We start from the raw sequence: 26,496 nt of genomic DNA on the forward strand, positions 1-26,496 counted from the left end.
CGTGGGCGACGAAGTCCCGGCGGCATCTCTTGCGCGCGGAGTTGTGCGGGCTGAGCGCAGTTCTCATGGTCGGACGCCGGGACCTCCGGCCGAACGACAGGCGTATCGAGCGGCAGGCGTCGGAGGGCGATCGCACCCGCTGCGCCCGACGATCCGGTGTCTGATTCCGGGCTCGTTCGGGGCAGCAACGACGGGTCGTCTGTCGGCAACGCGGCGTTGCGGGTACGTTAATCACCGTCCACATGCTCGGTCAGGCGGAGGTTAGGCGTGCCGGTCACAGGCCAACGCGTCGTGCGGCGCGCGTTGGGGCGGCGGTTGACGCGGCTGCGCACCGCATCCGGCATGAGCCGGCGTGATGTGGTGGAGGCCCGGCTCGGCATCTCCGAGCCGACGCTGCACCGCATCGAGACGGGCAAGGTGCCGGTCACCGGGGCCAACGTCCGCGCGCTGTGCTGGCTCTACGGCGCCGACCAGAGCATCACCGACGCGCTGGCCGACCTCGCGCTGGGCACCTCGCAGCAGGAGTGGTGGGACGCCAGCCCGGTGATCCCCGAGTGGTTCAAGCTGTACGTCGGGCTGGAGGCGTCCGCGTCCCGGATGGCCGGCTACGACGGAGAGGTGGTTCCGGGCGAACTGCAGACCCCGGATTACGCGCGAGCCATCTTCGGCGCCGAGCAGCCGGTCGATCCGGAACTCGCCGAGCGCCATATCAATCTGCGCATGCAGCGGCAGAGGACGCTCTTCGCCCGCACCCCACCGGTCCGTCTCGTGACGGTGCTCGGCGAGGGAGCGTTGACCCGCCCGGTCGGTGGCGAGCAGGTGATGAAGGGGCAGATCGAGTATCTGCGGCGACTGTCCGAGCAGGACACAGTCGACATCCGGGTACTGCCGTTCTCGGTCGGGGCGCACGCGGCAATGGCGGGCGCCTTCCGGATACTCGAGTTCGACGACCCGGACGATCCGGACGTGGTCTACCTCGAATCCCACGTCGGCGCGCTCTACCTCGAGGAGCAGGTCGAAGTGGACGAATACCGGCGGATCTTCGACTTGATCAGCAAAGATTCCGTACCGGTCGGAGAATTCCGGTAACCGCCAGCCGTACGGCGTGATCCGATCAGTCGGTCAGGAGCTGGTCGAACTCGCCGCGCTTGGCGCCGAACAGGAACGAGTCCCACTCCTCGGTCGTGAACACCACGGTGCCGGCCTCGCGGGCCTTGCTGTTGCGGACCTCGATGAGGCCGTCCTGGCGGCGGGCCTCGACGCAACTGCCGCCGTTGCCCGTGGACCTGCTGGAAATAATCCAGCTGTCGCTGCTCATCAGCGCCCCTCCCCCTGGAGTTGCTTGCTGTGCGTAACTGGCGTGCCACCGATCCGACATCCATCTGACGTGCGAAATCAACATCAAAGTGCACGCGCGACTCTTTCACCACGAAAGTGGCGGCACTCAGAGTAGCCGAAAATCGGCTCGGATGCATCCTGTCACCGTGACACCTGTCTTCGTGAAATCTTGCACGGCCCCGAGGCGACTGTCATGATTCCTCTGTGGCGCTCGGCGACCCGTCGCCGTCGCTCCACCCAACTCCAGCTGGTCCGCCGCAGTTCTGAGAGGACGGCCGATGCGGATCCTCGATCCTGCAGCCGCCGACACCGGCGGCGCCCTGCCCGAGAACGCTCAACTGCGTACGGGGTCCGAGGTCGCCCGTCTTCAAGCGCGCATCGACCAGCTCGCCGCGCACGTTCAGCTGCTGGAGCAGGAGCGCGCCTCCCTGCGATGGATGGCCGGCCACGACGAGCTCACCGGACTGGCCAACCGCCGCCTCTTCCAGACGCTCGCACCGCAACTGCTGCGCGACGGCGGTCATTCGCCGGCCGTCGTGATCCTCGACCTCAACGGGTTCAAGCCGATCAACGACACGTACGGGCATGACGCCGGCGACGAGGTCCTGCGCATCGTCGCCCGGCGCATGGCCACCTGCCTCGGCGACCACCTGGTGGCCCGGCTCGGCGGTGACGAGTTCGCCGCCCTGCCGCGCGCCCCGTACGCCGACGTCCCGCAGACGTGGTGGCACGAGGTGGCCGGCTCACTGAGCGCGGCGATCGCCACCCCGATGGACGTACGGGGACGCATCCTGTCGGTCACCGCCTCGATCGGCGTCGTACCGGCCGGACGCACGGAAGACCTGCCCGACCTGCTGCGCCGCGCGGACCAGGCGATGTTCAGCGCCAAACGACACGCGAAAGCCACCGGCACCGCCGGCATCACGTGGGTCGTGGCCACCGGGAACGGCGACCACATCGGGACGTACGCCGCGGAACCGGCAATGACGTGCCGCCCGGGCGACCCGGTGTGGGTGCACCGCAACGGCGCCCGCCGGGCCGGCGTGGTCGAGAGCGCCTGCGAATGGGCGGCCCTGGTCCGCTACCGCTGCCCGAACGGCGCCGGCACGATGGTCGACACGATCCCCACGAGCGGCCTCACGATCCGCGCCGAGGCCGACCCGTATCTGGACTCCTCCACCTGACGGCCGTCAGTTCGCCGTCAGCACGACCTTCCCGTGCAGGCCACCGGCCAGCACGCGCCGGTGGGCGTCGGCCGCTTCGGTCAACGGCATCGTGTCCGCCACGCGCGTGCGCAGCCGCCCCGCCGCCACCTGGCCCACCAAGTCGGCCAGCAGCTCCCGGTCGAGCCGGATGAGTTGCAGCTCCTGACGCACGCCGCGGGCCGGAACGATGGGTGGCGTGGGCCGGGTCGCGACGATGACGCCCCTGTCCTCCACGGCGGCGGCGGCCGCCGCACCGACGGGGACCGCGTCGAACACCGCGGCGACCGGCCCGACCGTGGACAGCTCGACCGTACGGGGAACGACCTCGTGAGCGCCGAGACCGCGCACCCATTGCTCATCGTCGTGGGCGGCCTGCGCCAAGACGCGGTAGCCGGCCTGCACGGCGAGCTGGACGGCGAAACCGCCGACCCCACCGCTGGCCCCGGTGACCAGAATGCTGCTGCCCGGCGGGAGCAGGGCCAACGACACCAGCGCCAGCCCCTGGTGTGCGGTCTGGGCGTTGAGCGGCACGGTGGCCGCGGACGCGAAGTCGAGCTCGTCCGGCAGCCGCACCAACCAGGCCGCGTCGGCCGCCACGAACTCGGCGTAACCGCCCGGCGCACCACGGGTCACATACCACGGGATCATCCCGACGACCCGATCACCCACGGCGAAATCCGCGGCGCCAGGACCGACCGACGCCACCTCGCCGGCGATGTCCCACCCGGGCAGGAACGGCGGCACGTCGGGCCCGAGCGGGATCTCCCCCGTGGTGGCGGCGACGTCAGCCGGATGCACGCACACCGCGCGAACCCGCACCACCACCTGCCCCGGCCCCGCCTCGGGCTCGGGCAACTCGGTCACCTGCAACACCTCAGGCCCGCCCAGCGCGGCCGCGACGACTCCCAGCACGCGTCCACTCTAGACCGTACCTACTGACGGGCCCAGCCCTGCGCGTACGGGTCGGCCCAATCGGCACGGTCGACGTCGTCGAGGCGTTGCACCTGATCCGCGCTCAGCTCCAGTGCCACACCGTCGAAGGCGGCGTCGAGCTGGTGCAGCTTGCTGCCACCGAGCATCGGCCGCAGACCGCGGCTCAGCATCCAGGCCAGCACCACCTGCCCGCGCGTGGCGCCGGCCTCCTTGGCCACCTCGTCCAGCACAGCCAGCCGAGCCGTGTTCCCCGGATGGTCGTACACCTCGGCGATGTCCTTGTCCGGGTTGTCGTACGCGCCCGACAACAGCGGCGTGTAGGCCCACACGTCCATGCCGTGCTCCGCGGCGTAGTCGGCCTGTTCGTCGCTGAGCACGCCGAAGCGGTGGGCCACACCCGGCGGCAGCGTGCCCGGGCGGGGCCGGAGATAGGTGGCGTTGAGCTGCAAGGCGTCGAACGGCCGGGCCCCGATCGTCCGGGCGTGCGCGCGGCCTCGCTCGACCAGCCAGGCCGGATGGTTCGAGACCCCGAAGCGGTCGACCGGCAGCCCGTCGAGCGCGCCGACGGTCTCCTCGATCGGCACCGAGCGGTCCTCCTGGTGCAGCCACAGCAGGTCGACGCGATCGACACCGAGCCGGTCGAGGCTGCCCGCGAAGGCCGTCCGCACCGCGCCGGGCGACAACCCCATGCGGCGCGCGGGCCAGGAACCGGGCTCGAGCGGCTCGGCTCCCACCTTGGTCGCGATCCGCACCTTCTCCCGTACGCCGGGCCGGTCCGCAAGCCATCGCCCGAGCACCCGCTCGCTGACCCCACCGTGACCGTTCTCGCTGGCCCAGAACGCGTAGCAGTCGGCGGTGTCCAGCCACACCCCACCGCGTTCGACGAAGCGGTCGAGCAGGGCGTACGAGGTGGTCTCGTCGATGGTGGTGCCGAACATCATCGTGCCGAGCACCAGCGGGGATGGCATCGCTTCAGTCATGCTCCGCAGCCTGGCACTTCGAGTGCACTCGAGGTCAAGGCGCGTGCGGTGCGTGTGCGCCGAATGTACGCCGCATGTGCGACGTGTTCGTAGGTTTCTGCCGTCAAGCACCAGCCTGCGTTTTTCGACAGGAAGAAGATCCCGGACGATGATGGTGAAGAAGACTGTGCACGGCGGGCTCGTCGCGTCGTTGACGGCCGGACTGCTGGCCGCGGTGGCCGCGCCTGCGACGCCGGCGTTCGCGGTCTGCGACGGTCCGAAATACAAGTACACCACGACAAGTAAGAGCCTGGTGCTGCTGCCGGGCAGCTACAAGACCGCCTGGGCCGACCCCGGCGCCACCGTCACCTACGCCAAGGGCAAGACAACGGGGTGGACGGTCGGTGGCACGTTCACCGCGAAGGCGGAGGCCGGCATCATCCTGGCCAAGGCCGAGACGTCGTTGGCCATCTCGGTGACGTATTCCTGGTCGAACACGACCACGCAGACCATCTCGCAGAAGGTCCCGAAGGGCAAGCGGCAGGGCCGGCTGCGCCTCTACTCCGACGGCTACCGATACAAGGTGACCAAGTATCAGCTCAAGTCGCCGTGCAAGTACGTGAAGATCAAGTCCGGCTGGCAGACCGCACCCAAGAAGAAGGCCGACACGTCGGTCGTGATGGAGTACCGCAAGAAGCCGCCGGTCGGCAAGGCCGCCGCCGACATCACCCCACAGCCGATCCCCGTCGGTTAGCGCTCAGGCGACGCAGTCGCGCGTCACCATGGCGAAGGGTTGCCAGACCCCGTGGTCGATGCGGGCGCTGAGGCGATCGGCCTCGGCGCCGACCCGGACGAGTTGCTCCGTGGTCAGCAAGGCGGCCGCGGCGTAGATCGCGCCGACGTGACGGCAGACGCTCGAGAAGACCGGATCGTCGATCGGCGCCATCGGCACCTCACCGACCGCGGCCAGCTCGGCGAGCGGCCAGTCGAGAAAGTCGGCGACCGGCTTGAGGTGCCGGAGGGTGGGCCAGTTCCGGTCGCTGCGCATCATCTTGTTGACGGTGCTGCGCGACAGCCCGAGGAACGGCAGCTCGTAGAGCCCGAACCCACGGTTGCGCAGCAGGCCGGCCACGATCGGGCGGTCACCGGGTGGCGCGGCCGGCTGCTCCGGCTCGGCGACCTCCAGCGCGGCCACGAAGTCGCGCAGCACCGCCAGCTGCTCGTGGTCGCAGAAGGTCACCCGATAGGCATAGCCCCGTACGACTTCGCGAGCGCGCGGCGGCGGCAGCAGCCGGCCGGGGACCGGCTGCCGCTCCAGCACAAGCCGATCCGACAACAGCATGCCGCGATTCTAGGCCGATCGATGGAACCGGTGTCCTACGGCCGTTTCGAGGGCGAGGAGCTGCTCTTCACCACAACGCCGAACTCAGGCCCGCCTGAGCGCCTCGGATGCCGATGACTGCGGCGAAGCTCAACCTGCTTGAGCAATGCGGACAGCGCCGAGGCGTGGCGTCGCAGGTACCGCGCCGCAGTGTCTTGTCTGACAATTTCCGCCGTCCACAATTCGGCGATGAAGCGCATCTATCCGGCGACCATCCGTCCTTTCTGGAGTGGAGTAACGGTAGATGCATTCGAGACGTTGGAGCGCCGCCATGATGGCGCTGGGAACGGTCGCGGCCCTCGCGGTGAGCGTCCCCGAGGTCCGGGCCGAAGCAGCAAAGCCCGGGCCGGCCGGAGAGGCGCCGGTCACGGTCACTCTGATCACCGGTGACAGGGTGACGGTGTCCGGGGACAGGGTCACCGTCGAGCACGGTCCCGGCCGGGCCGGCATCCGGTTCTCGAGCCGGCTGATCGACGGTCATCGGCACGTGGTTCCGGCGGACGCGGCGCCGCTGCTGCGGCAGGGCCGGCTGGACGAGCGGCTGTTCGACGTCACCATGCTGCGGGAGTTCGGCTACACCGGCGACAGCGATCTGCCGCTGCTGCTGGCATACCCGGGAAGCGGTCAGCGCAAGGGGGCGGCCGGCGCGCGAGCCGTGGTGCAGGGGACGTCGCGGGTGAGCCGCGACCTGCCGGGGTCGGGCCTGCTGGCCACGCGCACGACGCGGGCCGAGCGGGCCGGCCTGTGGAGCTCGCTGACCACGGGCACGGGCACGGCACGGACGCTGACCCCGGGCATCGACCGGGTCCACCTGGACGGCAAACGTCACCTCGCGCTCGACGTCAGTGTGCCGCAGATCGGCGCGCCGGCCGCCTGGCAGCAAGGCCTGGACGGCGCCGGGGTGACGGTGGCGGTGCTCGACACCGGCATCGACAGCACCCACCCCGACTTCGCCGGCAAGATCACCGCGACGGCGAACTTCACCGACGAGCCGGACGACGACCTCGACGGCCACGGCACCCACGTCGCCTCCGCCATCGCCGGAACCGGAGCGCGGTCCGGCGGCAAGTACCGGGGCGTGGCGCCGGGCGCGAAGCTGGCCATCGCCAAGGTGTGCGGCGAAGCGGCCTGCCCCGAGTCGAACATTCTGGCCGGCATGGAGTGGGCCGCCCCGCGCGCATCGGTGATCAACATGAGCCTGGGCTACTTCGACGTGCCCGGGGTGGACCTGCTGGAGCAGGCGGTCGAGGACCTCACCGCGGCACACGGTGCGCTGTTCGTCGTCGCGGCCGGCAACCGGGGATACGGACGTCTCGAGACGGTGATGTCGCCGGCCAGCGCGGACGCGGCCCTCGCCGTCGGGTCGGTCGACAATCGTGACCACCTGGCGCCGAGCTCGAGCCTCGGCCCCCGTGTCGGGGACGGGGCGATCAAGCCGGACATCACGGCGCCCGGCGTGAACATCGTGGCGGCACGGGCGGCCAACGCGGTGATGGGTGATCCGGTCGTCGACGGCTACTCGAGCATGAGTGGCACGTCGATGGCCACGCCGCACGTGGCCGGGGCGGCCGCGATTCTCACGCAGCAGCACGCTGACTGGTCGCCGAGCCGGAAGAAGGCGATGCTGATGGGCTCGTCGAAACCGACCGCGGGCCTGGACGGCTTCGCCCAGGGCGCCGGTCGCGTCGACGTCGCCCGGGCGGTCCGCCAGACGGTGGCCGTGGACGGCGCCGGCGTCAACTTCGGTCGTCAGGAGTGGCCGCACTCCGACGACGTCCCGATCAGCCGGACCCTCACGTACCGGAACAGCGGCGCCGTTCCGATCACCCTGGCGCTCACCGTCGAGGGCGCTACGGACACGTTCTCGGTGACGCCGGCAACCCTGACCGTTCCGGCCGGAGGCGCGGCGACGGCCGACGTGGTCGCCGACACCCGTGGTGAGGGACCGGACGGGTACCGGCACGCCCAGGTCGTCGCGACGGGCTCCGGCGACATCCGGGTCGGCACGCCGGTGGTGGTCAACCGGGACGTCGAAAGGTATGACGTGACCTTCCGCCACATCGACCGTACGGGCGCTCCCGACGAATACCAACACTTCGGCTCGCTTATCCGGCTGGATCGTCCGAAGACCTACAACGTCGCGGACGGCGCGGAAGAGACGATCAACGTTCCCGCGGGAACCTACGGGCTCGTCTCCGAGTTCTCCGCGGCGGACGGCACGAGCCTGCTGGTGCAACCGAAGCTCGTCGTCGACAAACCGATGACCGTCACGCTCGATGCCCGTACGGCCCGGCCGGTGACGGTGACCGCGCCTCGCGCCGACGCCCGCCAGGCCGCCACTTTCGTCAGCGTCTCCTGGACCACCAGTCAGAGCCAGGCCGGGACGACGGCCTACTCGTACGTTCCGGGTGATCTGTTCAGCGCACGGATCGGGCCGGCCCAGCCCGCTGATGAGTTCGCCGTCCTGGTCAACAGCGTGTTCGCCCGGTGGAAGAACGACGAGGACGGCTTCCGGGACAGCCCGTACACGTACGAGGTGGCGTACTCGCGCAAGGGTGACTTCTTCACCGGTTTCCAGAAGCGGATCACCACTGCGGAGCTGTCCACCGTGAAGGCCCGATATGTGCGGGAGGCGGACAACGCCAACGGCGCCAAGGCGCGCCGGCCGTCGCTCGGCGGATCCGGATCGGGCGGCGTCGAGCTCGTGCCGTTCTCGCTGCCGTTCGAGCGCACCGAGTACGTCGGCGGTGACGGCACAGCCGGCTGGAGCGGCGAGTTCGAGCAGCAACTGGACGGCGAGACCCTGAGTACTTCGGCCGGGCCGGATCAGCGGCTGACGCCGGGCTCGGTCCATCACGAGTCCTGGAACACGCCGGTGTTCGCACCGTCGGTCACCAGCGGCGACTCTTTCCATCTGGCCGAGCGCTCCGGAGACATCATCTCGACCGGCATCACGCTGTTCGGCGACGGCGCCGGTCACTGGGGTGAAGCATCCGGGCCGGACACCCGCCGGACGGCCCTCTCCTCCGGCGGGACGCTGATCGGTGAGAGCTCGTCGCCGTTCCCCTCGTTCCCGGTACCCCCGGCGCGCACGACGTACCGGCTGGAGCAGTCGGCCACCCGCTCCGCGCCGTTCCGGCTGAGCACCTCGGTCAGCGGCGCGTGGACGTTTTCCTCCGCGGCCGGGGACGCCGTCCTCCCGCTGTCCACGATCCGGTTCAACCCGCGCCTGGACGCCCCCGCCGGCACCTACGCCATCCCGGTCACGGTGGATCGTTCGCCCGGCTCGGCGGCGACAGCGAACCGCACATTGACGGCGGAGTTCTCCACCGATGACGGCCGGACCTGGCGCCGCGCCACGGTCAGCCAGGACCGCCGCACCGTCACTGTGATCAACCCGGCGTCCGGCTTCGTGTCCTTGCGGGCGGCCGCTACGGACACCGTGGGCAATACGGCCACGGTGACGGTCATCCGGGCGTACGAGATTCGCTGATATCCGGCCCCGGCCGTCCGCAACAGTTCCCGATCCGGGCGATGCGGACGGCCGGGGCCGTAGTCCGTGCGACGGGCGAGCCGGCCGGAACGACTCACGACATCGCTGTGACCGCACCCACGTCACCTGCGCAGGCGCTCGCTTGACTGTGTCGTGGGCACAGGGTGTCGACTTGAGACCCCACCTCGAGGGAGCACACCAGCCGCATGCCTGAGATCGACGCATACCCGATCGGAGAGGTGGCCCGGCGTACCGGGCTGGCGGTCAGCGCCATCCGCTTCTACTCCGAAGAGGGCATCGTCAAGCCCGTCAGCGTGGGCCACGGTGGCCGGCGCAACTATGACCTGCTCGGGATAGCGCAGCTCGAGTTCATCGGGACCCTGCGCGAACTCAGCACCCCCATGGCCGAGATCCGCCGGTTGATCGCCGGCGCCGCCACCTTGCGCGCTGTGCTGACCCTGCATCTGGCCACCGTGGAGCGGCGCGAACGGGAGCTGCGCGGCCGGCGGGCGTCGCTGCGGGCCCTGAGCCGGCTGGACGAGCCGGCCGAACTGATGCACAAGGTCGTCGGCATGCCGGACTCCGAGCGCGAGCGGCTCGCCGACGAGCTCGCAACAGCCACCGGCGTGCCGCGGCCGCGGCTGCCCGACGACCCGACCGCCGCGCAATTGGAGGCGTGGATCGAGCTGACGCGGCTGGCGCGGAGCGGAGAGTTCCGGGCGGCCGTACGCGACCGTCCCGTCGAGGCGAGTTCCGGTCGCGAGTCCCGGCGCCGGCTCACCGCGAAGTTGCTGGCCGCCCATCACAGCGGCCTGCCCGCCGACTCGGTGCACGCCCGGAGACTCGCCGCCGGGCTGGCCCGGCAGGACACGGTCGTCCGGCCGGAACGCCCGGACCCCGGCCTGGCCGCCTACCAGCGGTTGGTGTCACAGCTGTCCGGGCCGCCGGCCGACAACCGGGTCAGCGTCGAATACGACCTCACCGGTTTCCGCGACTGGCTGGCGGCGGTGCCGACACCGCGGCCGACGGCTCAGGGCCTTCTGTCCAAGGAGAGCCCGGTCCGGTGACGAAACGGTTCACCCTGGCGACCGCCCTCCTGCGGACGGTCCTGATCGGACGACCCGTCACCGCCGCCGTCGCCACCGTGGTGACCATCCGGCTGAGCACGGACATGACCGCTGCAGGGCTGACGTCAGCCCTGATCACCGTCATCACGATTCCCGCGCCGGCCCTGATCAGTCGTCGTCCGGCGCTGCTGCGCCATCGCGTCGCGGTGGTCGTCGTCGACGCCGCGGCCACGGTCGCCGTCCCGCTGACCGGTCAGGGCGGGGTGGTCAGTTTCTGCTTCGTCGCGGGCTCCGCCGCGCCGGCCGGGGTGTTGCTGGGAACCTCCGGCGCCGTGCTGTGGATCGCCCACACCGCGGTCGCGTTGTCCGTCGCCGTCCACCTGCTGGGTGACCTCCCGCCGGCGGCGCGCGACCAGGTCGCACCGTTCTTCGGCGCCGGGCCGATGCTCGTCCTGGTGTGCGGAGCCGGCGCCGCGGTGCTGACAGCCGCGCTGCACCGCTACATGCGGGCCTCCATCGCCATGACAGTGGCCGCGCAGCGCTCGGCGGCCGCCTCCGAACGGGCACGGCTCGCCCGCGAGTTGCACGACTCGGTGGCCGAGACGCTACGCGGGGTGTCCTTCGCCGCCGTGGCGCTGCCGTCGTCACCGCGCCGGAAACCGGCCCTGGCCGAGCAACTGGCCGCCACCGTCTCACGGGGTGCCGACGCGGCCGTCCGCGAGGTCCGCGGGCTTCTCACCGCACTGCGCCGGGATGTGCCCGATCAGCCGTTCTGCGTGACGGTGCCCGACGTCAGCAACGGCTGGAGCCGGTCGGCCGGCATCGCCGTGCGGCTGGTCACCGCTCCGGTGGAGCCGACGTTGGCCGCCCGGTACGAGCTCATCCAGATCCCGGACGAGGCTTTGCGCACTGTGGAGAGGCACGCCAGGGCGTCCGAGGCCGAGGTCACACGGGACAACGGCGCCGGTTTCGTCCCGCCCGCCGGCCTGTCCCACCTGTCCGCCCGGGGCCGGTTCGGCGTGGTGGGGACGGCCGAGCGGGCCCGGCCCGTCGGTGGTGGCCTGCACGTGAGATCACGCCCGGGGTCCGGAACGGTGATCGAGGCCGGCGTGCCGGCCGCGGCCGAGCGGTTGCTCGCGGCATGATCGACGTGCTCATCGTCGACGACAACCCGATCGTCCGGTCGGCCATCCGCACCTATCTCGGCACCGACGAGGACATCCGGGTGGTCGGTGAGGCGTCCGACGGGCGCACGGCGCTGGTGGCCGCACAACGGCTGCGCCCGGCGGTCACGCTCCTCGACCACCGGATGCCGGTCGCCGACGGTCTCAGCGTCATCAGCCGGCTCGCCGACCAGACCGCCGTGCTCGTCATCACCAGCGACTCCAGCGCCGACGTGATCGCCGGGATGCTTCGCGGCGGCGCGCGCGGCTATCTCGTGCACGGCGAGTTCGATCCGCCGGAACTGCTGCGCGCGGTCCGGTCGGTGGCGGCCGGCAGCGGCTGGCTCTCCCCCGCCGTCGCCTCCGTCACCATCTCGGTGTTACGCGACCACGCCGCCGCGGAACGCGCCGGCACCGACCGGATGCGCCGCGACCGCGAGGCGTACGGGTTGACCGCTCGCGAGCGCGAGGTGCTCGACCTGATCACCGACGGCTACTCCAACGCCGCCATCGGCCGCCGCCTGACCATCTCCGAGAAGACCGTGAAGAACCATCTCAACCACATCTTCGGCAAGCTCGGTGTCACCAACCGCACCGAGGCGGCGATGCGGTGGACCGGCAGTCAGTAGAACCGCTTCGAGCGAGGGTGAACTCCTCCGGCCCTGTCTCCGTCGTACAAGCAGCCCTTCGACCCCGATAAGGCGTGTTCGTGTCCGATGACCGCACCGGTCCAGCCCGTCCGAGCCCGATCGACGTGTTGATCGCCCACCCGGAGCCGGCCGGCCGCGCGTCGCTCCACGACATCCTGAGAACACAACCCCACGTCCGGGTCGTCGCGGCCGGCGGCGAAGTCGGCGAGACGGCCGCGGTGGCCGAACGCCTGCGCCCGGCGGTGATCCTGCTCGACGACCGGGTGACCACGCCCGACGGGATCGGCGCCCTGGCCTGCCGCTCGCGGGTCATCCTGCTGACCGGGGCGACCGGATCGTACGACGTCGCCACGCTGCTGCGGATGCCCGCACGCGGTTACCTCGTCTACGGCAACTTCGAGCCGGCCGACCTGCTCAGTGCGGTCGATGCGGTGGCGCGGGGCCTGGCCTGGATGTCCCCGGTCGTGGCGGCCGCCGCCGTCGCCGAGCTGCGGGCGTCGGCCACGCGGGCCTGTCCTTCCGCGGAGCCGGCGGCCCATCCCCTCGCCCGGCGGGAACGCCAGGTGCTCGACCCGCTCACGGCCGTCCTGTCCAACGCGGCCGCGGCGGCCAAGCTCAGGCCGGCCGGGGAAACGGTGCGCAACCATCTCCGCCGCGGACTGGCCAAGCTGGGCGGCCGTGATCGGGCCACCGCGGAAAGCCGCCGGGATCAGCGCTAGCGAGAATTGGTGCACTCGAGGATGTCGCGTAGCCGGCCCCGGTTGAGCCGAGCCGGAAAACGGCGCACCGGAGCCGCCGTGGGCCCCGAACAAGCCGCGCGCCCGCTGCAGGGGAGCATGGCCGCGCGAGCGGTGATCACCGAGCCTCAAGAGGCCAGGAAGTCGCGGATGACCTGGGCCAGCAGCGGAGAGGCGCCATGTCGAAATGGGTCAGACCGCGTGGGCGAGCTCACCTCGCCCCGGGCACGGGCACCGTCAGCTGAGCGTCTCCCTCACCACCACGACTGCTCCAGGGCACGGTCCGTGCCGCCGGTGCCGTCCAAGCCGTCCAGCGCGTCCATGTCTGCGGAGGTCAGCTCGAAGTCGAAGACCTGCGCGTTCTGCTCGATCCGCTCGCGGTGAGTGGACTTGGGCAGCACGATGAGGCCGCGCTGCAGCGCCCAGCGGATCAGCACCTGGGCCGGTGAACGGTCCAGCCGCCCGGCGATCTCGGCCACCTGCCGATCGCGCAGGTGCCGGCCCGTGCCCAGCGGGCTGTAGGCCTCCAGTGCCACGTCGTGCGCTTCGCACGCCGTCAGCAGACCGCGGCGGAACTCGAACGGGCTGAACTGCACCTGGTTGACGACCGGCGCCACCTCGGCCACCTTGAGCAGCTCGTCGACCTCGGACACGCTGAAGTTCGAGATGCCGATCGAGCGCGCGTAACCACGCTCGTGCGCGCGCTGCATGCCCTCCCAGGCCCAGGTCGGCCCGCCCTGCGGCCAGTGCACGATGTACAGGTCGACGGATTCCACGCCGAGGCGCTCGAGGCTGCGCTGCGCCTCGGCTTCGGGGTCACGCGAACCCGGGTAGAACTTCGTGGTGATGAACACGTCGTCGCGGGCGAGGCCACTGTCGCGCAGCGCCCGCCCGACGCTGGCCTCATTCCCGTACGCCTGCGCGGTGTCGATGTGGCGGTAGCCGGCTTCCAGCGCCCAGCGCACCGCGTTCTCACACTCGGACCCGTCCGGCACCTGCCAGACGCCCAACGCCAGCAGCGGAATCTCGTTGCCGTCGGCAAGCACACGCGCCCGCCCGTCCCGGGTCAGCTCTCCTGCGGCCATGTCGCCTCTCCCGCTTCTGTGACAAGCGCCAGTCGGCGCCCCCTCTGCGTTGCCCGGCCCAGCGCCGAGGAAACCAGCGTTCGGGCTTCGGCCGTCCCGGAAACGCCCGGGCGACGCCGACCGCCTCGGCACTGCGGATCTCTCCGGTGTCCGCCCGGCGTGCACCCAGGCTCGTCTCTCCATCCGAGTGACGGCGTGGGACAGTTGACCCTGTCGCAACCACACGGTTTTCACTGGGGCCACCTCGACGGAAGGAAACCGATGCGACGAACCCTCTCGTTCTTCCTGGTCGCGATGGTCGCCATAGGAACAGCGGCGGGCGTTCGTGGCGTCTCGGATGCGGCGACCTCGAAATCACTGTCGTGGGGGCCGTGCCCGGCCGACGTCGGCGTCCCGACGCTGGAGTGCGGCACCGTGGAGGTCCCGCTGGACTACCGGCAACCGCGGGGGCGCACGATCGAGATCGCGGTCTCGCGCCTGCCGAGCAAGAAACCGGCCGAGCGCCGCGGTGTGCTGCTGACCAACCCGGGCGGCCCCGGCGGCGCCGGCCTGAGCTATCCCGGCCTGATCGCCAACCCCATCTTCCCGCAGCCCCTGCCGCAAAGCGTCCAGGACCACTACGACGTGATCGGCTTCGATCCCCGCGGGGTCGGGCACAGCGCGCCGGTGACGTGTGACTACCGGCTCGACCAGATGGCCCGCCAGATCGTTCCGTACCCGGAGAACCCGGCCGAGGTGGTCGAGGAGGCCACCTTCGCGAAGACGGTAGCCCGGCAGTGCGCGACCTCGGCGACGGCCGGCCTGCTGCCGCACATCACCACGGCCAACACGGCCCGCGACATGGACCGGATCCGCGACGCGCTGGGCGAGCCGAAGATCTCGTACCTCGGTTCCTCGTACGGGACGTACCTCGGCGCCGTCTACACGACGCTGTTCCCGAACCGCAGCGACCGGATCGTGCTCGACAGCAACACCGGTCCCGGCGGGTACGACTACACCACGTTCCGGCGGCTGGCCCTCGGCATGGAGCAGCGGTTCCCGGACTTCGCCCGGTTCGCCGCGGCCAACCCCCGATACGGGCTCGGCACCTCGGCCGCCCAGGTTCGCAAGAAGTACTTCCAGCTCGCCGCGCGGCTGGAGAAGAAGCCGGTGCAGGGCATCGACGGCTCGGTGTTCCGGGAGCACACGTTCAACCTGCTCTACAACGACGCGAGTTTCCCCGTGCTCGCTCAGGATTGGCAGGCACTCGACACCGGCCGGCCGGTGTCCTATCGGCCGCCGGCGACGGCCGACGACAACAAGTTCTCCAGCCACATGCACGTCCTGTGCGGCGATTCGCAGTGGCCGCGCAACCTCCGGACCTACCAGCGTGAGGTGGCCCGGCAGCGGATCAAGTACCCGCTGCTGGGTGCGGCCGCGGCCAACATCGGCCCCTGCGCGTTCTGGCCGTCCCCCGTCGAGCGGCCGGTGCGCATCGGTGACGACGGACCGTCGAACGTCCTGCTGGTGCAGAATCTGCGCGATCCCGGCACTCCCCTGGTCGGCGCGCTCGAGCTGCGGAAGGCCTTCGGCCACCGGGCACGGCTGATCACCGCTGACCAGGGCGGCCACGGGGCGTACGTGCTGTTCGCCCAGAACAAGTGCGCCAACAACGCGGTGACGGCCTTCCTGACGACAGGTCAGCGTCCGCCGCACGACCTGTCCTGCGCGGCCGAGTCGAGTTGACCGGCGCTGACCGCCGGTGCCCCATCAATCCGTTCTCCAGCACTATGTCAATTGGACGTTCCGCATTGACATGATCGATTTCATCAATCGATCGACATGCCGGCTTATGCTTCCGGAAATCGACTCACGGGGGAGTAGAAATGCGCCTTTCATCAAAAAGATCGTTCGCCGTTGTGGCGATCACCTTGGTCGTGTCGGCCCTGCTGACGGGCACGCCGGCCGCAGCCGCCGGCGGCTCCGCGGACCGCAGGGCTCAGGCCAACTGCGAGGTCACGCCCGCGCCGGGACGAGGCACCATCACCATTCGCGACGGCGCCAGCACCTCGGACACGCCGTGGGGTTATCTGCAGCCCGGCCAGTTCCTGCCGTCGCTGTGCTACGGCGCAAGCGGCGGCTCCTACAACGCCTGCGGCGGCGCCAGCAGCAGCTGGGTGGAAGTGTTCCCGCCCAACAGCCTCTTCTCGCGGTACGTCGCCCGCAGATGCGTCACGCTCTACAACTGGGCCTGAGGACGGTCCTGCCGGTGCAGCCTTCAGCCCGATCCGGGGCGCGGACAATCTGGCAGGTGGCCTAGATCCACATGGTGGCCCGCTCCGCCGGTGTGTACGCGGGCCACCTCGGCCCACCCCGCCCCGTGGGGTGGGCGTGGCGGGCGAAGCCGGCCCACAAGGCGCTCATGTGGCGGGCGGCCAACGCCGCCGCTGCCGCTCGACCGCGCCCCGAGCCGGGGCCAGGCCGACCGCTCAGGTGAAATTTCGCCCACGCTGGTCGCCCGGCGCACCACCGCTCCGCTCCCCTGATCACCGGCCCCCGGCCGGTCAGGCGGGTTGCAGATGCGTCTTGACCACCTCGACCAGCTCAGGAGTCCACTCCATCGGCTGATGAGCGGTCTTGGTGTGCAGCTCGACGTGCTCGAGCAACTCGCCCTCGTCGCCCGCGGTGAACTGAGCGGGACAGTCATTGTTGAAATCCGCACAAACAATCTTCACGGCCATGTCGTCGAGGTACCCGCCGATCGCCGCGCGAACCCGATACCCAGCTCGGAAACCGTCCCGCGACCAAATTCCGACGCGAACATGAGGAGACCGAGCCGCGCCGCAGCGGAAGGTGCGGCGCCGGCCTCGGACATCAGCGCTTATGCGGACCGTGCACACCCAGGTGGGTGACGATGAAGCTGTGGTCGTACTTGAGGCCGTACTTCATTACGCGGTCGACGCCGAGGTGAAGCAGGCCGATGGCTCCGGCGACGATCAGTGCGTTGTGCTGCCAGTGGTGTCCCGCGATCAGCAAGGCCAGCGGCAGGGGCGCCGAGTGCAGGACGTTGTACACCCAGGCACCGGCCTTCGGACCCGCCAGATAGGCCAGCCAGGACAGATCCGGGATCAGGAACAGAGCGGGGATCAACCACCACGGCTCGCCGGTGGTGGCGAAGACGGCGAGTGCGGTCACCGCGATGGCGAACGCCTCGACGCGCAGCCAGATCGCGGGCCGTCCGGTGACCACACCCGGGTATTCCTGTGCACCAGAAGTCTCGGCCGGTGCGGTGACCGGCGCGGTCGTGGGCTCAGGCATGGGCGTGCTCCCGCAGGAACGAGAGAATCGCCGTCGCGGTTTCTTCGGGATACTGATCGTGGGGGTAGTGCCCGGCTCCGTCGATGACCACCAGTTCTCCAGCGCCCGCCGGCAATGCGGCGATGATTGCCTCGCCCTCGGCGCGCGGGTCGATCCAGTCCGGGTCCAGCGACCCCTCGATGATCAGGGCCGGGCACCGTACGTTGGCCAGTTGTTGTCCGGCGTCGGCCGGTGAGGTCTTGAGCATTGCCTGGAGCGCCTTCATCCGCCCCGGCTCACGCAGTCGGGACTCGATGCCGGCCTGCCGGGCGTTCCAGTCGGCCGGCTTGGTGCCCGGGTAGGCATGGTCGAGGTAACGAAGCCACTGCGAGACTCGGCCCATCATCGTTCCGGCCATCCGGTAGGCGCCCTGACGATAAGTCCGCGAGCGGAAGCTGCTGAGTTGCATCGCTTGCGCGCGGGTGAACGGGGCGATCTCGACGATGCCGGTGATCAGCTCAGGCGCTCCAGCGGCTGCGATGGTGGCGGCACCACCGGAGATGGAGTGGCCGACCAGGGTGGCCGGGCCACCGATGTGGCGGATCAGTGAGATCAGGTCACCGGCGATGTCGGTACGGGTATAGGACCGCCATTCCGCCGTCGACTCACCGCATCCGCGCAGGTCAACAGCGGCAACTCGGTAACCGGCAGCGAGCAGGCGGGGCGTCAGGAAGCGGTAGGCGTCCCGGCTGTGTCCCATGCCGTGGGCCAGGACGACCAGTGGTCCTTGGCCGGCGATCTCGTAGGCGATCCTGCCGCCCGCGACAGGCAGGTAGGACGGGCTGTTCGACGACGGATGGCCGAGCGAGGCGGGGTGGGGCGCGTGCTGGGTCAAGGTCTTCTCCCTGCCCTGACGGAAGCGAACTTTTGGTGCCAGCTCACTCCCCCAGTCCCCACAGTCCCGAATCGCCCACGCCGGACCGCCGGGCCCGGCAGCGCGAGCGACGTCGTGCCGAGATCTACACAGCTGCCCTCGAGCTGTTCGTGGAGCGGACGTACGACGGCACGACGATGGAGGACATCGCCGACCGCGCCGACGTCGCCCGGGCCACGGTGTTCAATCACTTCTCCCGCAAGGCCGCCTTCTTGCAGGAGTGGGCCGCGCTGCGGCGCGAGCAGGCACTCAAGGCTGCCTACGCCGGCGGTCCCGACTCCCCGATACGGGAGGTCCTTGTCCGCTTCTTCACCGAGATCGGGGCGCTCAGCAGCGCATCCCGGCCCGAGAGCGTGGCTGTCATTCTCGAGTCGGTCCGTCTGGCCGAGACATGGCAGCGGCCCCCTCTTGCGGCCGCCTTCGCCGCTGCCGTCGTCCGGGCCCAGCAGTCCGGCGAGATCGATCCAGCCGTCAACGCCGACCGCGTCGGCCTGACCCTCGCCTCGTCCTACTACGCCACCCTCACTGCATGGGCCAGCGAGGAGCCGGCCCCGTTCGACCTCAGCGAAGAGATGGCGGCCACGGTCGATCTCCTCCTGAACGGCGTCCTGCCTCGAACAGATCCGGCCCACTGAGCCGCACGGCGCGGCCGGCACCCACGGCAACGCGGCCACCGTGGCTGAGCCCGGCGGCCAACCGCTTCGTAAGGGAACGGTAAGCAGAACAACCGGATGCGAACGGACATCATCGGGTTGGCTCGAACCATGGTCCGCAGACTGTTCTCGCAACCCCTTACCTGGATCGTCACCGCGCTGTTCGTCTTCGGCGGCGCCGGCGCCCTGTACTGGTTCCAGCCATGGCGGCTTTTCACCGACACGACCGTCACCGACTCACTGTCCATCGAGGCGTCGGCCCTTCCGCGCTCCCGGGCTTCGTCGCCGGGGACAAGCACGCCGGCCGTGACGGTGCTCGGGCAAGGAACCTTCGTCACGCACGAACACGACACCACCGGCACCGCACGTCTCGTGCGCAACCCGGACGGCAGCCACCAACTGGAATTGGTCGGCCTCACCACGTCCGACGGCCCTGACCTGAGGGTATGGCTGTCCGACCAACCCGTACGCCCGGACGCCGGCGGCTGGCGTGTTTTCGACGACGGCGTGTACGCGGAGCTGGGACGGCTCAAGGGCAATCGCGGCGATCAGGTCTACCGGCTGCGCGCGGACATCGACCCGAGTGACTTCCGCAGCGTCAGCATCTGGTGCAAACGTTTCTCCGTCTCGTTCGGCGCCGCTACCCTCCAGTGAACCTCGATCATTGCCGCCGGAGCGCCGCGGCCCGCTGCGTGATGGGTCGCGACCGTTCGAGCCCGTAGAGTGCCGCGAAGCAGTTCCCCAGGTCGGTGAGGCAGCGGGCCAGGGCGGGCCGGTGGCGCGGGTCCCTTCCGGTCAGGATCTCGAAGAGGTGCACGGCTTCCCGGAGTAAAGGCTCGGCCTGGGCCCATTGCCCCTGCGAGCCCAGGCGGCGGCCGAGGTCGCCGAGCCCGCGGGCCAGGTCGGTACGGCGGTGCAAGCGGCGGTGGATGCGGACGGCTGCTCGCAGCGGATCGATCGCCTCGTCCCGGCGGCCCGCCGCGTCGAGGTGGCCGGCCAGTTCCTCCTCCGCCTGCGCCAGCAGAAGCAGGTACCGGTCCGGGTCGGCCGCCGCCAGCTGTTGGTAGAGACGGACCGCTTCGCCGGCCGGACCGAGGGCCTCACCGGGCCGATGCAGCACGCCGAGGCAGCTGCTGAGGTCGAGCAGCGACCGGGGGACCTCGGGCGCATAGGTGCCCTGATCATCGGCGGCCAGCCTCCGGCGAACCGCGACGAGCTCGCGCAGGGGCGGCAACGCGGCCGCCCACCGGTTCCATTCCTCCAGCTGAAAGGTCAGGATGTCGAGGGCTTTCGCCAGCGGCGGGTCCAACGCCGACTGCCGGTACAGATCGGCTGCCTCGGCATAACAGGCGAGCGTCTCCTCCCGGCGGTCCAGCGCCCGCAGGTGGTGGCCTCGGGTCATCAGGCAGCCGGCCAGTCCGGGTCCGTACTCGACCGGGTCGCCGGCGACCAGCTGCCGATGAATACCGATCATCTCGTCGACCACGGCCAGGGCTTCCACGTGCCGGCTGATCGGCGCGAGACGATCGTTCAGGGCCTCCAGCGCATCGAGCAGGGAGGTCCGGCGGGCCACCGGGGCGGCCGCCGACCCCAGCCGCCGATGGATGCGCACCGCCTCAGCGCCGAGGGCGCGGGCGCGCGGCCCGTCCCGGGCGGCCAGGTGATCGCGCAGGACCTCCAGCGACCGGGCCAACTCGCCCAGGTGGTCCGGATCCGCGCCGGCCAGACCCCGGCCGATGTCGACCGCGGCCTGCAACGACTCCGTCGCCGTGACCCGGCCCGCGGCCGCCTCCTGCTCGCCCAGAGCGCGCAGAGAGATCGCCAAGTCCATCAGATAGGTTTCCGGGCTCCGCGCGGCCAGCCCTCGGAAGAGAGCGACCGTTTCGTCCGCCGCGACCAGGGCCTCGCCGGCCTGACCCCGGCGGCCGTGCTGCGCAGCCAACTCGGCCAGGCAGCGGGCGAGATCACGTACGGCGGTGGCGGAACCGTCAGCGGCCAGGCGCCGGTGGATGTGCACCGCCTCCCGCATGACGCGCAGCGCCCGGTCCCACCGTCCCGCCCCGATCAGGTGCTCGCTCTGGGTGACCAGCTCCGCCGCCAGGCCGGGAAGGTGCAGGCCGGGTGACCGCGACGCGAGCTGCCGGTAGAGGTCGACCGCGGCCTCGATGTGGGCAAGCGCGTGCGCCGGCCGGCCCAGCCATCGCAACCGGAACCCAAGATTGCTCAGCGCGTCGGCCAGGTCGGAGCGATAGGCCGGGTTGGCCCGGGCGGCCCGGCCGCAGATCTCGACGGCCTGCTCGGCGACGGCGAGCGACTCGTCGCGCCGGCCGGCCACGGCCAGGGCGTTCTGCAGATGAGTCAGCACCGCCGCCTGCGACGGCAGATGCCGAGTGGGATTCTCGCCGGACAGGCCCTCGTAGAGGGCGACCGCCTCCCGGTAGGCGGTCAGCGCCTGGTCGTCGCGGCCCAGACGGGCCTGCAGCAAACCAAGTTTGTCCAGCGTGTCGGCGAGTTCCGGCCGGAACTCGGTGCGCTCGTCGGCGAGTAGCCGGCGGTAGATGTCCACGGACTCGCGGGTCAGCGCGAGCGCCCGCTCATCGTCGCGGGTCAGCCCGAGCCCCAGCGTGCTCAGCGATGGGGCGAGCCGGGGCAGATACTCGTACGGGTCACGCTCGGCGAGCGAACGGTAGATCCCGACTGCCTCCTCCGCGGCGGCGACCGCGGCCTCGGCCTGGCCCAGCGCGGTGTGGCGGGGGCACAGCAGCGTCAACGAGCGGGCCAGATGCGGCTCGAACTCGTCCGGCCGCCGCGCCACCAGCTGCCGGGCCACCTGCACGGCCTCCTGCGCCACGGCGAGCGCCTCCTCCAGCCGGTGCACGTCGGCCAGGAACCAGCCCAGGGAGTCCAGCGACTCCACCAGGTCGGGGCAGTAGAGGGGATCGTCGCCGGCGAGCCAGCGGTAGAGATCAGCCGCCGCCCGGCCGGCTTCCGCCGCGGCCTCGCGCTGACGCGTCTCGCTCATCCGCCACGCATGGTCGTGGTGCAGCTGAGCGCGTTCGGCGACTTCGACGGTGGCGCCCAGGCGATGGTCGGTCAGCGTCGTCGAGATGGCGGCGGCCGCGACGTCCAGGTCGATCGGTCGTTCCTCGGGCAGGTGGGCCTCGATGGTCTCCAGCAGGTCGGCGTCGACCACCGGGATCTCGGCCAGCCGCGAAAGGGTCACCCCGCCCGCGTCGACGGCCAGCATCGGCGCCTGGCGCAGGATCGGGTACAGCATCTCGGTGGCGACGTGCGGCCAGCGGCGCGCGGTCTCCACCAGCCTGGTCACTGCGACCGGGGCCCAGACGGGCGGTTCGGGAACGGTGCGCAGGAGCATCCGGACCGCCCCGAGCGTCCAGTCGTCGGTGGCGGCGACCGCGGCACGCACCCGGTGGCCGGGTGTCGAGAGCGCGATCAGATCCTCGCCCAACCGGTCGGGGGCGAGCGGCTCGAAGACCAGACTGTCGTCCTCGGGCGGATACAGGTCGCGGTGATCGTCGAGCAGGCGCCGCGCGGCCTCCTCCCGGGCGGCCAGCCCCACGCGCAGCAGGGCCTCCTGGGCCGGCTTTTCGGCGAGCGGACCGGCCAGGTACGCGGTGCAGGTCGCCCGCTGCAGGCTCTGCGCCCGCGCGTCCTGGTCCCGGTCCCGGCCGTACCAGTAGGCGTATTCACGGCCCAGCAGGTAGGCCGAGACCGCGTGCGGCTCGACGGGCGCCCGGTCGCCGTGCCGGTGGGCCTCGACAGCGGCCAGCGCGGCCATGTGCACACCGAGGATCTGCCGGAACTGGCGCGCGTCGAAGCCGTCCGGTGGCGTCCACCCGGGCCGGTCGACGCCGAGCATTGCCGCGAACCGGGTGGCCGCCTCGGTGAAGAGGATGTCGCCGGCCCGGTCGACGGTCAGCGTGCCGAGCGGCCGGTCGTCGCTCTCTATCCCGTTGTGCTCGATGAGGCTGGTCAGCGACGACCACCAGAGCCGGTGGGAGCGGGCCAGGCAGAGAACCCGCATGGTGGTCCGCGCGATCGAGCCCAGCTCATTGAGATCGAGCAGAAGCGACTCCAGGACACTGAGCGGCCACCGATCCGCATAGTCCACGACGACCAGCACCGGCGCGCTGGTCAGCTCGACCTTGGAGGCACGCCCGCCGCCGGGTGCGTGTCCGGCCCGCCACACCGTCCAGCCCTGGGCCGCGCAGCGTGCGGTGATCTCACCGGCCAGTCTGGTCTTGCCCTGACCGCCCCCGGCATGCAGGAGACGTACGGCCGTGGGGGTCTCGTCAGCGAGCCAGGCGGCTGCGGCGGCCAGTTCCTCGGCACGGCCGGCGAAGGGGACGACACCATAGCGGGCCAGCAACAACCGGCTCGGCTGGCGCTGCGCCTGGTCCCGGTTGAGCTGCGCCGGCGCCGCCCCGGTGATCCGGTACAGCGGCCGGCCGACTCCTACGTTCACACTGCCTTTGACCGCCGACACCTGGATGACGTCGCCGAAGACCACACTGCCGTGCACCCCGTGGCCGTCGCCCCGCGACAACCACCCCGGCCAGCTCACGTGTCGATGTCGGCGTCGCCACCGACATCGTCCACCTGCCGCACCGGTCCGGACACCCATGTGCCGTGCACGCTCTGCCCGTCCGCGGGGCTCGCGTTGGCCCGGCTGGGGCCGGGCGCGTCCGGCGGGGCCAGGACCGTCGGACCGCCGATGCGCACATTGCCCCGCACCCCGCGCACCTGTGCCACACCACCGCCCACGACCGACCGGCCGACGACCTGCGGGGCCGGGCCGCGGCGGGCCCGGGTCAGGCCATAGCCGGTCAGGCCCAGCCCGAGGACCCCGGCGAGCGCGCCGATCACGCTGCCCCACATGTCGGCGTCCTGCAACCGTGCCAGTCCGAAGGCGACACCTACCCCGACCAGGACGACGCTCGCGCTCAGCCAGAGGATTCGCACGGGCCCACATTAGGGACAGAACGCACCGGAACAGAACGGACGATCATCCCGAATCCCCGGAGAGACGGACCACCCCGAAAGGGTGAACCGCCGGTGTGCCCTCGGCGGACAGCCGAAAGGCCTCGGACGGATCCGGCCGGTGCAGGCGCGACGCCGCCTACCTGATCCGCCGCCGCGTCCGGCCGGCCCGGACCGGACGGACGTCACCGAAGCCCGCGCCGGCCCTTCACCACACCGAGAACCACGCTCGCCACCAGGGCGATCAGTCCCAGGATCAGGAGCCACTTCACAGCCTTCACGACCAGCCCGAGGACGATGAGCACCACGGCGACGACGCCCAGCGCAACCAAGAACCCGCGCATGACTTAGCTCCTCTCGTAGCAACCACGTTCGTCTACCCCCGCGCCCCACCGCTCAATCGCCGGCCGCGGCGCCGTGCCCGTACGGCGCTTGCCGCGCGGCCTACCAGACCGCCTCGGAGTTCCGATCTGTTCCGGCATCGCGGCGGCACGGCCATGTGGCTGCTTTCTGAACGGTGATCGGTCGCGGCCCGTTCTGAGTGCATGACCTGGACTGCACTGTTGCCGGCCTGGGCGCGGGCGCTCGAGACACGACGCCCGCACCCCCTGTTCGAGGACCCTCTGGCGGAACGCTTCCTCGCCCGGTACGCGGGGGAACTCGGGCCGCTGCCCGACCTCGCCGTCGCCACCTCGCCGTTGTGGAGCGCGTTCGCCTACTCCGTGGCCATCCGTACGACCTTCTTCGACGCCGCGGTCCGCCGAGCCGGTGTGCCGCAGATCGTCGTGCTGGGTGCGGGCCTGGAGACGCGGGCCTACCGGCTGGGGCTCGGGCCGGAGGTCACGGTCTTCGAGATCGACCGGGCCGCGACCCTGGCCTTCAAGGAACGCGTCCTGGCCGGGGAGCGGCCCACCTGCCGGCGGGTGCCGCTGGCCGCCGAGGTGGGTGCCGACGACTTGGCCGCGGTGCTCAAGGGGGCCGGCTTCGACCCGGCGGTGCCGACGGCGTGGCTGGCCGAGGGGTTCCTGTTCTACCTGACCCCGGAGCAGGCCGGCGACCTGCTCGACGGGATGGCCGCGCTGTCGGCGGCGCCCGGCAGCGCCCTGATCGGCGAGGTGATCGGCCGCTCGTACGATCCCGGCGACCTGCCCGTCGAGCTGATGAGCGAGGAGGAGAAAGCGACCTGGCTGGCCCTCGTCGCCGCCTTCGGACGGGCCCCCGAGGTCACCGATCCGGCGGCTTGGCTGGCCGGGCACGGCTGGTCGGCCACCGAGGTGACCGACCAGATCGCTCTCGGCACCGCCCTCGCACGGCCGGCACCGGAGTTCTACACCGGTTTGCAGAATTGGATCTTCTCCGCGCGCCGGTGACCCTCTACCGGGCGCAGTCGAAGTACCAGAGCGTCGCGCCGCCCCGCGACGTGTCGAACCACTGGGGAACCGGCCGCCCGTACTGTTCGGCCAGTTCGGTCAGGGTTCGCACGGCCAGGCGCCACCCGTGGCCGGCCAGCCAGTCGTGCGGCGGGGTCGGCGGCCCGCTGCCGAGCAGGCTGAGCACGCGGCTGACCCCGTCGTCGGCGGCCTCGGCGTCGCTGAGGGCACGCCGCAGCGGCGTGGCCACCTCGATGCCGAGGTGGCTGCCCGGCGCGGACAACTCACCCACCCGTGTCAGCAGCAGTTCGAGTTCCGCGCGGTTGAGGAAGATGGTGAGCCCTTCGGCCACCCAGCCGGTCGGCCGGGACGGGTCGAAACCCTCGGCGAGCAGGGCGGCCGGCCAATCCTCGGCCAGGTCGGCCACGACCGGCGTACGCTCGGCCGTCTGCTCCAGGCCGGCGGCGCGGGCCACGTCCTCCTTGAGCGCCAGAATCGCGCGCCGGTCCAGCTCGAAGATGCGCCGCCCGGCCCAGGGCAGCCGGTACGCGCGCCCGTCCAGGCCGGCCCCCAGCAGCACGATCTGCTCGACGGGCAGGTCGGTCAGAAGCCGGTCGTTGTACAGGGTGCGCAGGATGACCATGTCACCCATCAGGCGCGTCAGCCCGGCCATTCCACCGGGCATGTCGTCCCAGCGGGGCGCCTGACCGGGCCGGGTCAGTCCGAGGTGGACGAGGGTGACCTCCGCCAGCGGGTCCCGGAAGGCGGGTTCGGCGGCCATCGACTCGGCGGCCCGCTGCGCGGCCACCAGGACCGCGGTCCACGCGACGCCGTCGGGGAGAGAAGGGGTACTCATAGCCCTTCTCGACGGCCAGGAGGTGGCCCGTGTTCAACGTTCGTCATCTGCCGGCGCGCAGCTGCTTGTCCTGGAGGCGGCTGAGCAGCAACAAGCTGGTGATCGCTCCGACGCCGGCCATGAACATGTCCCACTGGGTGCCCCCGACGTCGCCCTGGGTTCCCAGGAAATCGTCCGCCGAGGATCCACCGACCACCGCGGACAACCACTCGAACAGCTCCCAGGTGGCGCTGACCGCCATCACCACACAGAGCACCAGCGCCGTCAGCCGGCGGCCGGGACGCAGCGGCGTGCAGCGCAGCGGGATCTCGCGGGCGACGACGGCCGGCACGAACCCCTGAGCGACGACTTGGCCCCGACCGCCGAGACGACCAGCACGACCAGACGAGGCGGAC

Annotated in this window: 26 protein-coding genes; 13 read left to right on the forward strand and 13 right to left on the reverse strand. The window is 70.9% G+C overall.

Features of this window, described 5'->3' with window-relative positions; translation table 11 throughout:
- Positions 1 to 291 precede the first annotated feature (291 nt).
- Positions 292 to 1,089 (forward strand): helix-turn-helix domain-containing protein, encoded by a 798-nt coding sequence (locus tag BKA14_RS16980; protein ID WP_275412406.1) that lies wholly within the window; start codon positions 292 to 294, stop codon positions 1,087 to 1,089.
- 25 nt (positions 1,090 to 1,114) lie between these two features.
- Here BKA14_RS16980 and BKA14_RS16985 read toward each other — a convergent pair whose 3' ends face one another.
- Positions 1,115 to 1,318, reverse strand: a complete 204-nt coding sequence (locus BKA14_RS16985; RefSeq protein ID WP_184951905.1) for a DUF397 domain-containing protein — start codon at positions 1,316 to 1,318, stop codon at positions 1,115 to 1,117.
- 298 nt (positions 1,319 to 1,616) lie between these two features.
- Between BKA14_RS16985 and BKA14_RS16990 the strand changes: the two genes are divergently transcribed.
- The gene (locus BKA14_RS16990) at positions 1,617 to 2,522 is read left to right on the forward strand and encodes a GGDEF domain-containing protein (protein WP_184951906.1); all 906 of its coding nucleotides are present in this window, start codon (positions 1,617 to 1,619) and stop codon (positions 2,520 to 2,522) included.
- Positions 2,523 to 2,528: 6 nt separating this feature from the next.
- Here the strand turns inward: BKA14_RS16990 and BKA14_RS16995 are convergent, their stop codons facing one another.
- Both BKA14_RS16995 and BKA14_RS17000 read right to left on the reverse strand, forming a co-directional pair.
- Positions 2,529 to 3,455, reverse strand: a complete 927-nt coding sequence (locus BKA14_RS16995) for an NADP-dependent oxidoreductase (RefSeq protein WP_184951907.1) — start codon at positions 3,453 to 3,455, stop codon at positions 2,529 to 2,531.
- Positions 3,456 to 3,475: 20 nt separating this feature from the next.
- Positions 3,476 to 4,456 (reverse strand): aldo/keto reductase, encoded by a 981-nt coding sequence (locus BKA14_RS17000; RefSeq protein WP_184951908.1) that lies wholly within the window; start codon positions 4,454 to 4,456, stop codon positions 3,476 to 3,478.
- 148 nt (positions 4,457 to 4,604) lie between these two features.
- Here BKA14_RS17000 and BKA14_RS17005 point away from each other — a divergent pair, with 148 nt between their 5' ends.
- Positions 4,605 to 5,189, forward strand: a complete 585-nt coding sequence (locus BKA14_RS17005) for a hypothetical protein (RefSeq protein ID WP_184951909.1) — start codon at positions 4,605 to 4,607, stop codon at positions 5,187 to 5,189.
- 3 nt (positions 5,190 to 5,192) lie between these two features.
- Here the strand turns inward: BKA14_RS17005 and BKA14_RS17010 are convergent, their stop codons facing one another.
- A complete protein-coding gene (locus BKA14_RS17010; protein ID WP_184951910.1) occupies positions 5,193 to 5,777 on the reverse strand; it encodes a hypothetical protein in 585 nt (194 codons plus the stop codon).
- Positions 5,778 to 6,087: 310 nt separating this feature from the next.
- Between BKA14_RS17010 and BKA14_RS17015 the strand changes: the two genes are divergently transcribed.
- From BKA14_RS17015 to BKA14_RS45080, 5 genes are all read left to right on the forward strand, one after another.
- Positions 6,088 to 9,309, forward strand: a complete 3,222-nt coding sequence (locus BKA14_RS17015; RefSeq protein WP_184951911.1) for a S8 family serine peptidase — start codon at positions 6,088 to 6,090, stop codon at positions 9,307 to 9,309.
- A 206-nt stretch (positions 9,310 to 9,515) separates the two neighbouring features.
- Positions 9,516 to 10,376, forward strand: coding sequence for a MerR family transcriptional regulator (locus BKA14_RS17020; RefSeq protein ID WP_184951912.1), 861 nt, complete (start codon positions 9,516 to 9,518; stop codon positions 10,374 to 10,376).
- Positions 10,373 to 11,521, forward strand: coding sequence for a sensor histidine kinase (locus tag BKA14_RS45075; protein ID WP_184951913.1), 1,149 nt, complete (start codon positions 10,373 to 10,375; stop codon positions 11,519 to 11,521). Before BKA14_RS17020 ends, BKA14_RS45075 begins: the two co-directional genes overlap by 4 nt.
- Positions 11,518 to 12,168 carry a LuxR C-terminal-related transcriptional regulator gene (locus BKA14_RS17030; RefSeq protein ID WP_184951914.1) on the forward strand — a complete coding sequence of 217 codons (651 nt, stop codon included), beginning with the start codon at positions 11,518 to 11,520 and terminating at the stop codon, positions 12,166 to 12,168. Before BKA14_RS45075 ends, BKA14_RS17030 begins: the two co-directional genes overlap by 4 nt.
- Positions 12,169 to 12,248: 80 nt before the next feature.
- Positions 12,249 to 12,908, forward strand: coding sequence for a LuxR C-terminal-related transcriptional regulator (locus BKA14_RS45080; RefSeq protein WP_184951915.1), 660 nt, complete (start codon positions 12,249 to 12,251; stop codon positions 12,906 to 12,908).
- A 272-nt stretch (positions 12,909 to 13,180) separates the two neighbouring features.
- Here BKA14_RS45080 and BKA14_RS17040 read toward each other — a convergent pair whose 3' ends face one another.
- A complete protein-coding gene (locus BKA14_RS17040) occupies positions 13,181 to 14,011 on the reverse strand; it encodes an aldo/keto reductase (protein WP_184951916.1) in 831 nt (276 codons plus the stop codon).
- A 261-nt stretch (positions 14,012 to 14,272) separates the two neighbouring features.
- On the opposite strand from BKA14_RS17040, the gene BKA14_RS17045 reads away from it, so the two are divergent.
- Both BKA14_RS17045 and BKA14_RS17050 read left to right on the forward strand, forming a co-directional pair.
- Positions 14,273 to 15,736, forward strand: a complete 1,464-nt coding sequence (locus tag BKA14_RS17045; RefSeq protein ID WP_184951917.1) for an alpha/beta hydrolase — start codon at positions 14,273 to 14,275, stop codon at positions 15,734 to 15,736.
- A 173-nt stretch (positions 15,737 to 15,909) separates the two neighbouring features.
- The gene (locus tag BKA14_RS17050; RefSeq protein ID WP_184951918.1) at positions 15,910 to 16,245 is read left to right on the forward strand and encodes a hypothetical protein; all 336 of its coding nucleotides are present in this window, start codon (positions 15,910 to 15,912) and stop codon (positions 16,243 to 16,245) included.
- Between the two features lie 309 nt (positions 16,246 to 16,554).
- On the opposite strand, the gene BKA14_RS17055 is transcribed toward BKA14_RS17050, so the two are convergent.
- The 3 genes from BKA14_RS17055 to BKA14_RS17065 form a co-directional block, all read right to left on the reverse strand.
- Positions 16,555 to 16,731 (reverse strand): DUF1059 domain-containing protein, encoded by a 177-nt coding sequence (locus tag BKA14_RS17055; protein WP_184951919.1) that lies wholly within the window; start codon positions 16,729 to 16,731, stop codon positions 16,555 to 16,557.
- Between the two features lie 133 nt (positions 16,732 to 16,864).
- Positions 16,865 to 17,308, reverse strand: coding sequence for a DUF4260 domain-containing protein (locus tag BKA14_RS17060; protein ID WP_184951920.1), 444 nt, complete (start codon positions 17,306 to 17,308; stop codon positions 16,865 to 16,867).
- Positions 17,301 to 18,182 (reverse strand): alpha/beta fold hydrolase, encoded by an 882-nt coding sequence (locus BKA14_RS17065; protein WP_239093623.1) that lies wholly within the window; start codon positions 18,180 to 18,182, stop codon positions 17,301 to 17,303. The genes BKA14_RS17060 and BKA14_RS17065 overlap by 8 nt, the downstream gene beginning before the upstream one ends.
- A 35-nt stretch (positions 18,183 to 18,217) precedes the next feature.
- On the opposite strand from BKA14_RS17065, the gene BKA14_RS17070 reads away from it, so the two are divergent.
- On the forward strand, positions 18,218 to 18,856 hold the full coding sequence (locus tag BKA14_RS17070; RefSeq protein ID WP_184951921.1) for a TetR/AcrR family transcriptional regulator: 639 nt from the start codon (positions 18,218 to 18,220) through the stop codon (positions 18,854 to 18,856).
- A gap of 129 nt (positions 18,857 to 18,985) precedes the next feature.
- A complete protein-coding gene (locus BKA14_RS17075) occupies positions 18,986 to 19,528 on the forward strand; it encodes a DM13 domain-containing protein (RefSeq protein ID WP_184951922.1) in 543 nt (180 codons plus the stop codon).
- 7 nt (positions 19,529 to 19,535) lie between these two features.
- Here the strand turns inward: BKA14_RS17075 and BKA14_RS45085 are convergent, their stop codons facing one another.
- The 3 genes from BKA14_RS45085 to BKA14_RS17090 all read right to left on the reverse strand — a co-directional run bounded on the left by BKA14_RS45085 (position 19,536) and on the right by BKA14_RS17090 (position 24,219).
- Positions 19,536 to 23,459: a tetratricopeptide repeat protein gene (locus BKA14_RS45085; RefSeq protein ID WP_184951923.1), complete on the reverse strand. Its 3,924-nt coding sequence runs from the start codon at positions 23,457 to 23,459 to the stop codon at positions 19,536 to 19,538.
- Entirely contained in the window at positions 23,456 to 23,857 is a 402-nt protein-coding gene (locus BKA14_RS17085) for a hypothetical protein (protein ID WP_184951924.1), read from the reverse strand. Before BKA14_RS17085 ends, BKA14_RS45085 begins: the two co-directional genes overlap by 4 nt.
- A gap of 203 nt (positions 23,858 to 24,060) precedes the next feature.
- Complete coding sequence (locus BKA14_RS17090; RefSeq protein ID WP_184951925.1) at positions 24,061 to 24,219, reverse strand: hypothetical protein; 159 nt, start codon at positions 24,217 to 24,219, stop codon at positions 24,061 to 24,063.
- Positions 24,220 to 24,420: 201 nt separating this feature from the next.
- Here BKA14_RS17090 and BKA14_RS17095 point away from each other — a divergent pair, with 201 nt between their 5' ends.
- Complete coding sequence (locus BKA14_RS17095) at positions 24,421 to 25,245, forward strand: SAM-dependent methyltransferase (RefSeq protein WP_184951926.1); 825 nt, start codon at positions 24,421 to 24,423, stop codon at positions 25,243 to 25,245.
- A 4-nt stretch (positions 25,246 to 25,249) separates the two neighbouring features.
- On the opposite strand, the gene BKA14_RS17100 is transcribed toward BKA14_RS17095, so the two are convergent.
- Positions 25,250 to 26,101 (reverse strand): SAM-dependent methyltransferase, encoded by an 852-nt coding sequence (locus BKA14_RS17100; RefSeq protein ID WP_184951927.1) that lies wholly within the window; start codon positions 26,099 to 26,101, stop codon positions 25,250 to 25,252.
- A 43-nt stretch (positions 26,102 to 26,144) separates the two neighbouring features.
- Positions 26,145 to 26,432, reverse strand: coding sequence for a DUF2238 domain-containing protein (locus BKA14_RS17105; RefSeq protein WP_239093625.1), 288 nt, complete (start codon positions 26,430 to 26,432; stop codon positions 26,145 to 26,147).
- Between the last annotated feature and the right edge of the window lie 64 nt (positions 26,433 to 26,496).

The organism is Paractinoplanes abujensis (assembly GCF_014204895.1).
Taxonomy (GTDB): Bacteria; Actinomycetota; Actinomycetes; order Mycobacteriales; family Micromonosporaceae; genus Actinoplanes; species Actinoplanes abujensis.

Excerpts from the sequence above, each read along its gene's own strand:
- BKA14_RS16985 (WP_184951905.1), bottom strand. The coding sequence starts at position 1,318 with ATGAGCAGCGACAGCTGGATTATTTCCAGCAGGTCCACGGGCAACGGC.
- BKA14_RS16990 (WP_184951906.1), top strand. The coding sequence starts at position 1,617 with ATGCGGATCCTCGATCCTGCAGCCGCCGACACCGGCGGCGCCCTGCCC.
- BKA14_RS17000 (WP_184951908.1), bottom strand. The coding sequence starts at position 4,456 with ATGACTGAAGCGATGCCATCCCCGCTGGTGCTCGGCACGATGATGTTC.
- BKA14_RS17005 (WP_184951909.1), top strand. The coding sequence starts at position 4,605 with ATGATGGTGAAGAAGACTGTGCACGGCGGGCTCGTCGCGTCGTTGACG.
- BKA14_RS17010 (WP_184951910.1), bottom strand. The coding sequence starts at position 5,777 with ATGCTGTTGTCGGATCGGCTTGTGCTGGAGCGGCAGCCGGTCCCCGGC.
- BKA14_RS17015 (WP_184951911.1), top strand. The coding sequence starts at position 6,088 with ATGATGGCGCTGGGAACGGTCGCGGCCCTCGCGGTGAGCGTCCCCGAG.
- BKA14_RS17020 (WP_184951912.1), top strand. The coding sequence starts at position 9,516 with ATGCCTGAGATCGACGCATACCCGATCGGAGAGGTGGCCCGGCGTACC.
- BKA14_RS17030 (WP_184951914.1), top strand. The coding sequence starts at position 11,518 with ATGATCGACGTGCTCATCGTCGACGACAACCCGATCGTCCGGTCGGCC.
- BKA14_RS17040 (WP_184951916.1), bottom strand. The coding sequence starts at position 14,011 with ATGGCCGCAGGAGAGCTGACCCGGGACGGGCGGGCGCGTGTGCTTGCC.
- BKA14_RS17045 (WP_184951917.1), top strand. The coding sequence starts at position 14,273 with ATGCGACGAACCCTCTCGTTCTTCCTGGTCGCGATGGTCGCCATAGGA.
- BKA14_RS17055 (WP_184951919.1), bottom strand. The coding sequence starts at position 16,731 with ATGGCCGTGAAGATTGTTTGTGCGGATTTCAACAATGACTGTCCCGCT.
- BKA14_RS17060 (WP_184951920.1), bottom strand. The coding sequence starts at position 17,308 with ATGCCTGAGCCCACGACCGCGCCGGTCACCGCACCGGCCGAGACTTCT.
- BKA14_RS17075 (WP_184951922.1), top strand. The coding sequence starts at position 18,986 with ATGGTCCGCAGACTGTTCTCGCAACCCCTTACCTGGATCGTCACCGCG.
- BKA14_RS17090 (WP_184951925.1), bottom strand. The coding sequence starts at position 24,219 with ATGCGCGGGTTCTTGGTTGCGCTGGGCGTCGTCGCCGTGGTGCTCATC.
- BKA14_RS17095 (WP_184951926.1), top strand. The coding sequence starts at position 24,421 with ATGACCTGGACTGCACTGTTGCCGGCCTGGGCGCGGGCGCTCGAGACA.
- BKA14_RS17100 (WP_184951927.1), bottom strand. The coding sequence starts at position 26,101 with ATGAGTACCCCTTCTCTCCCCGACGGCGTCGCGTGGACCGCGGTCCTG.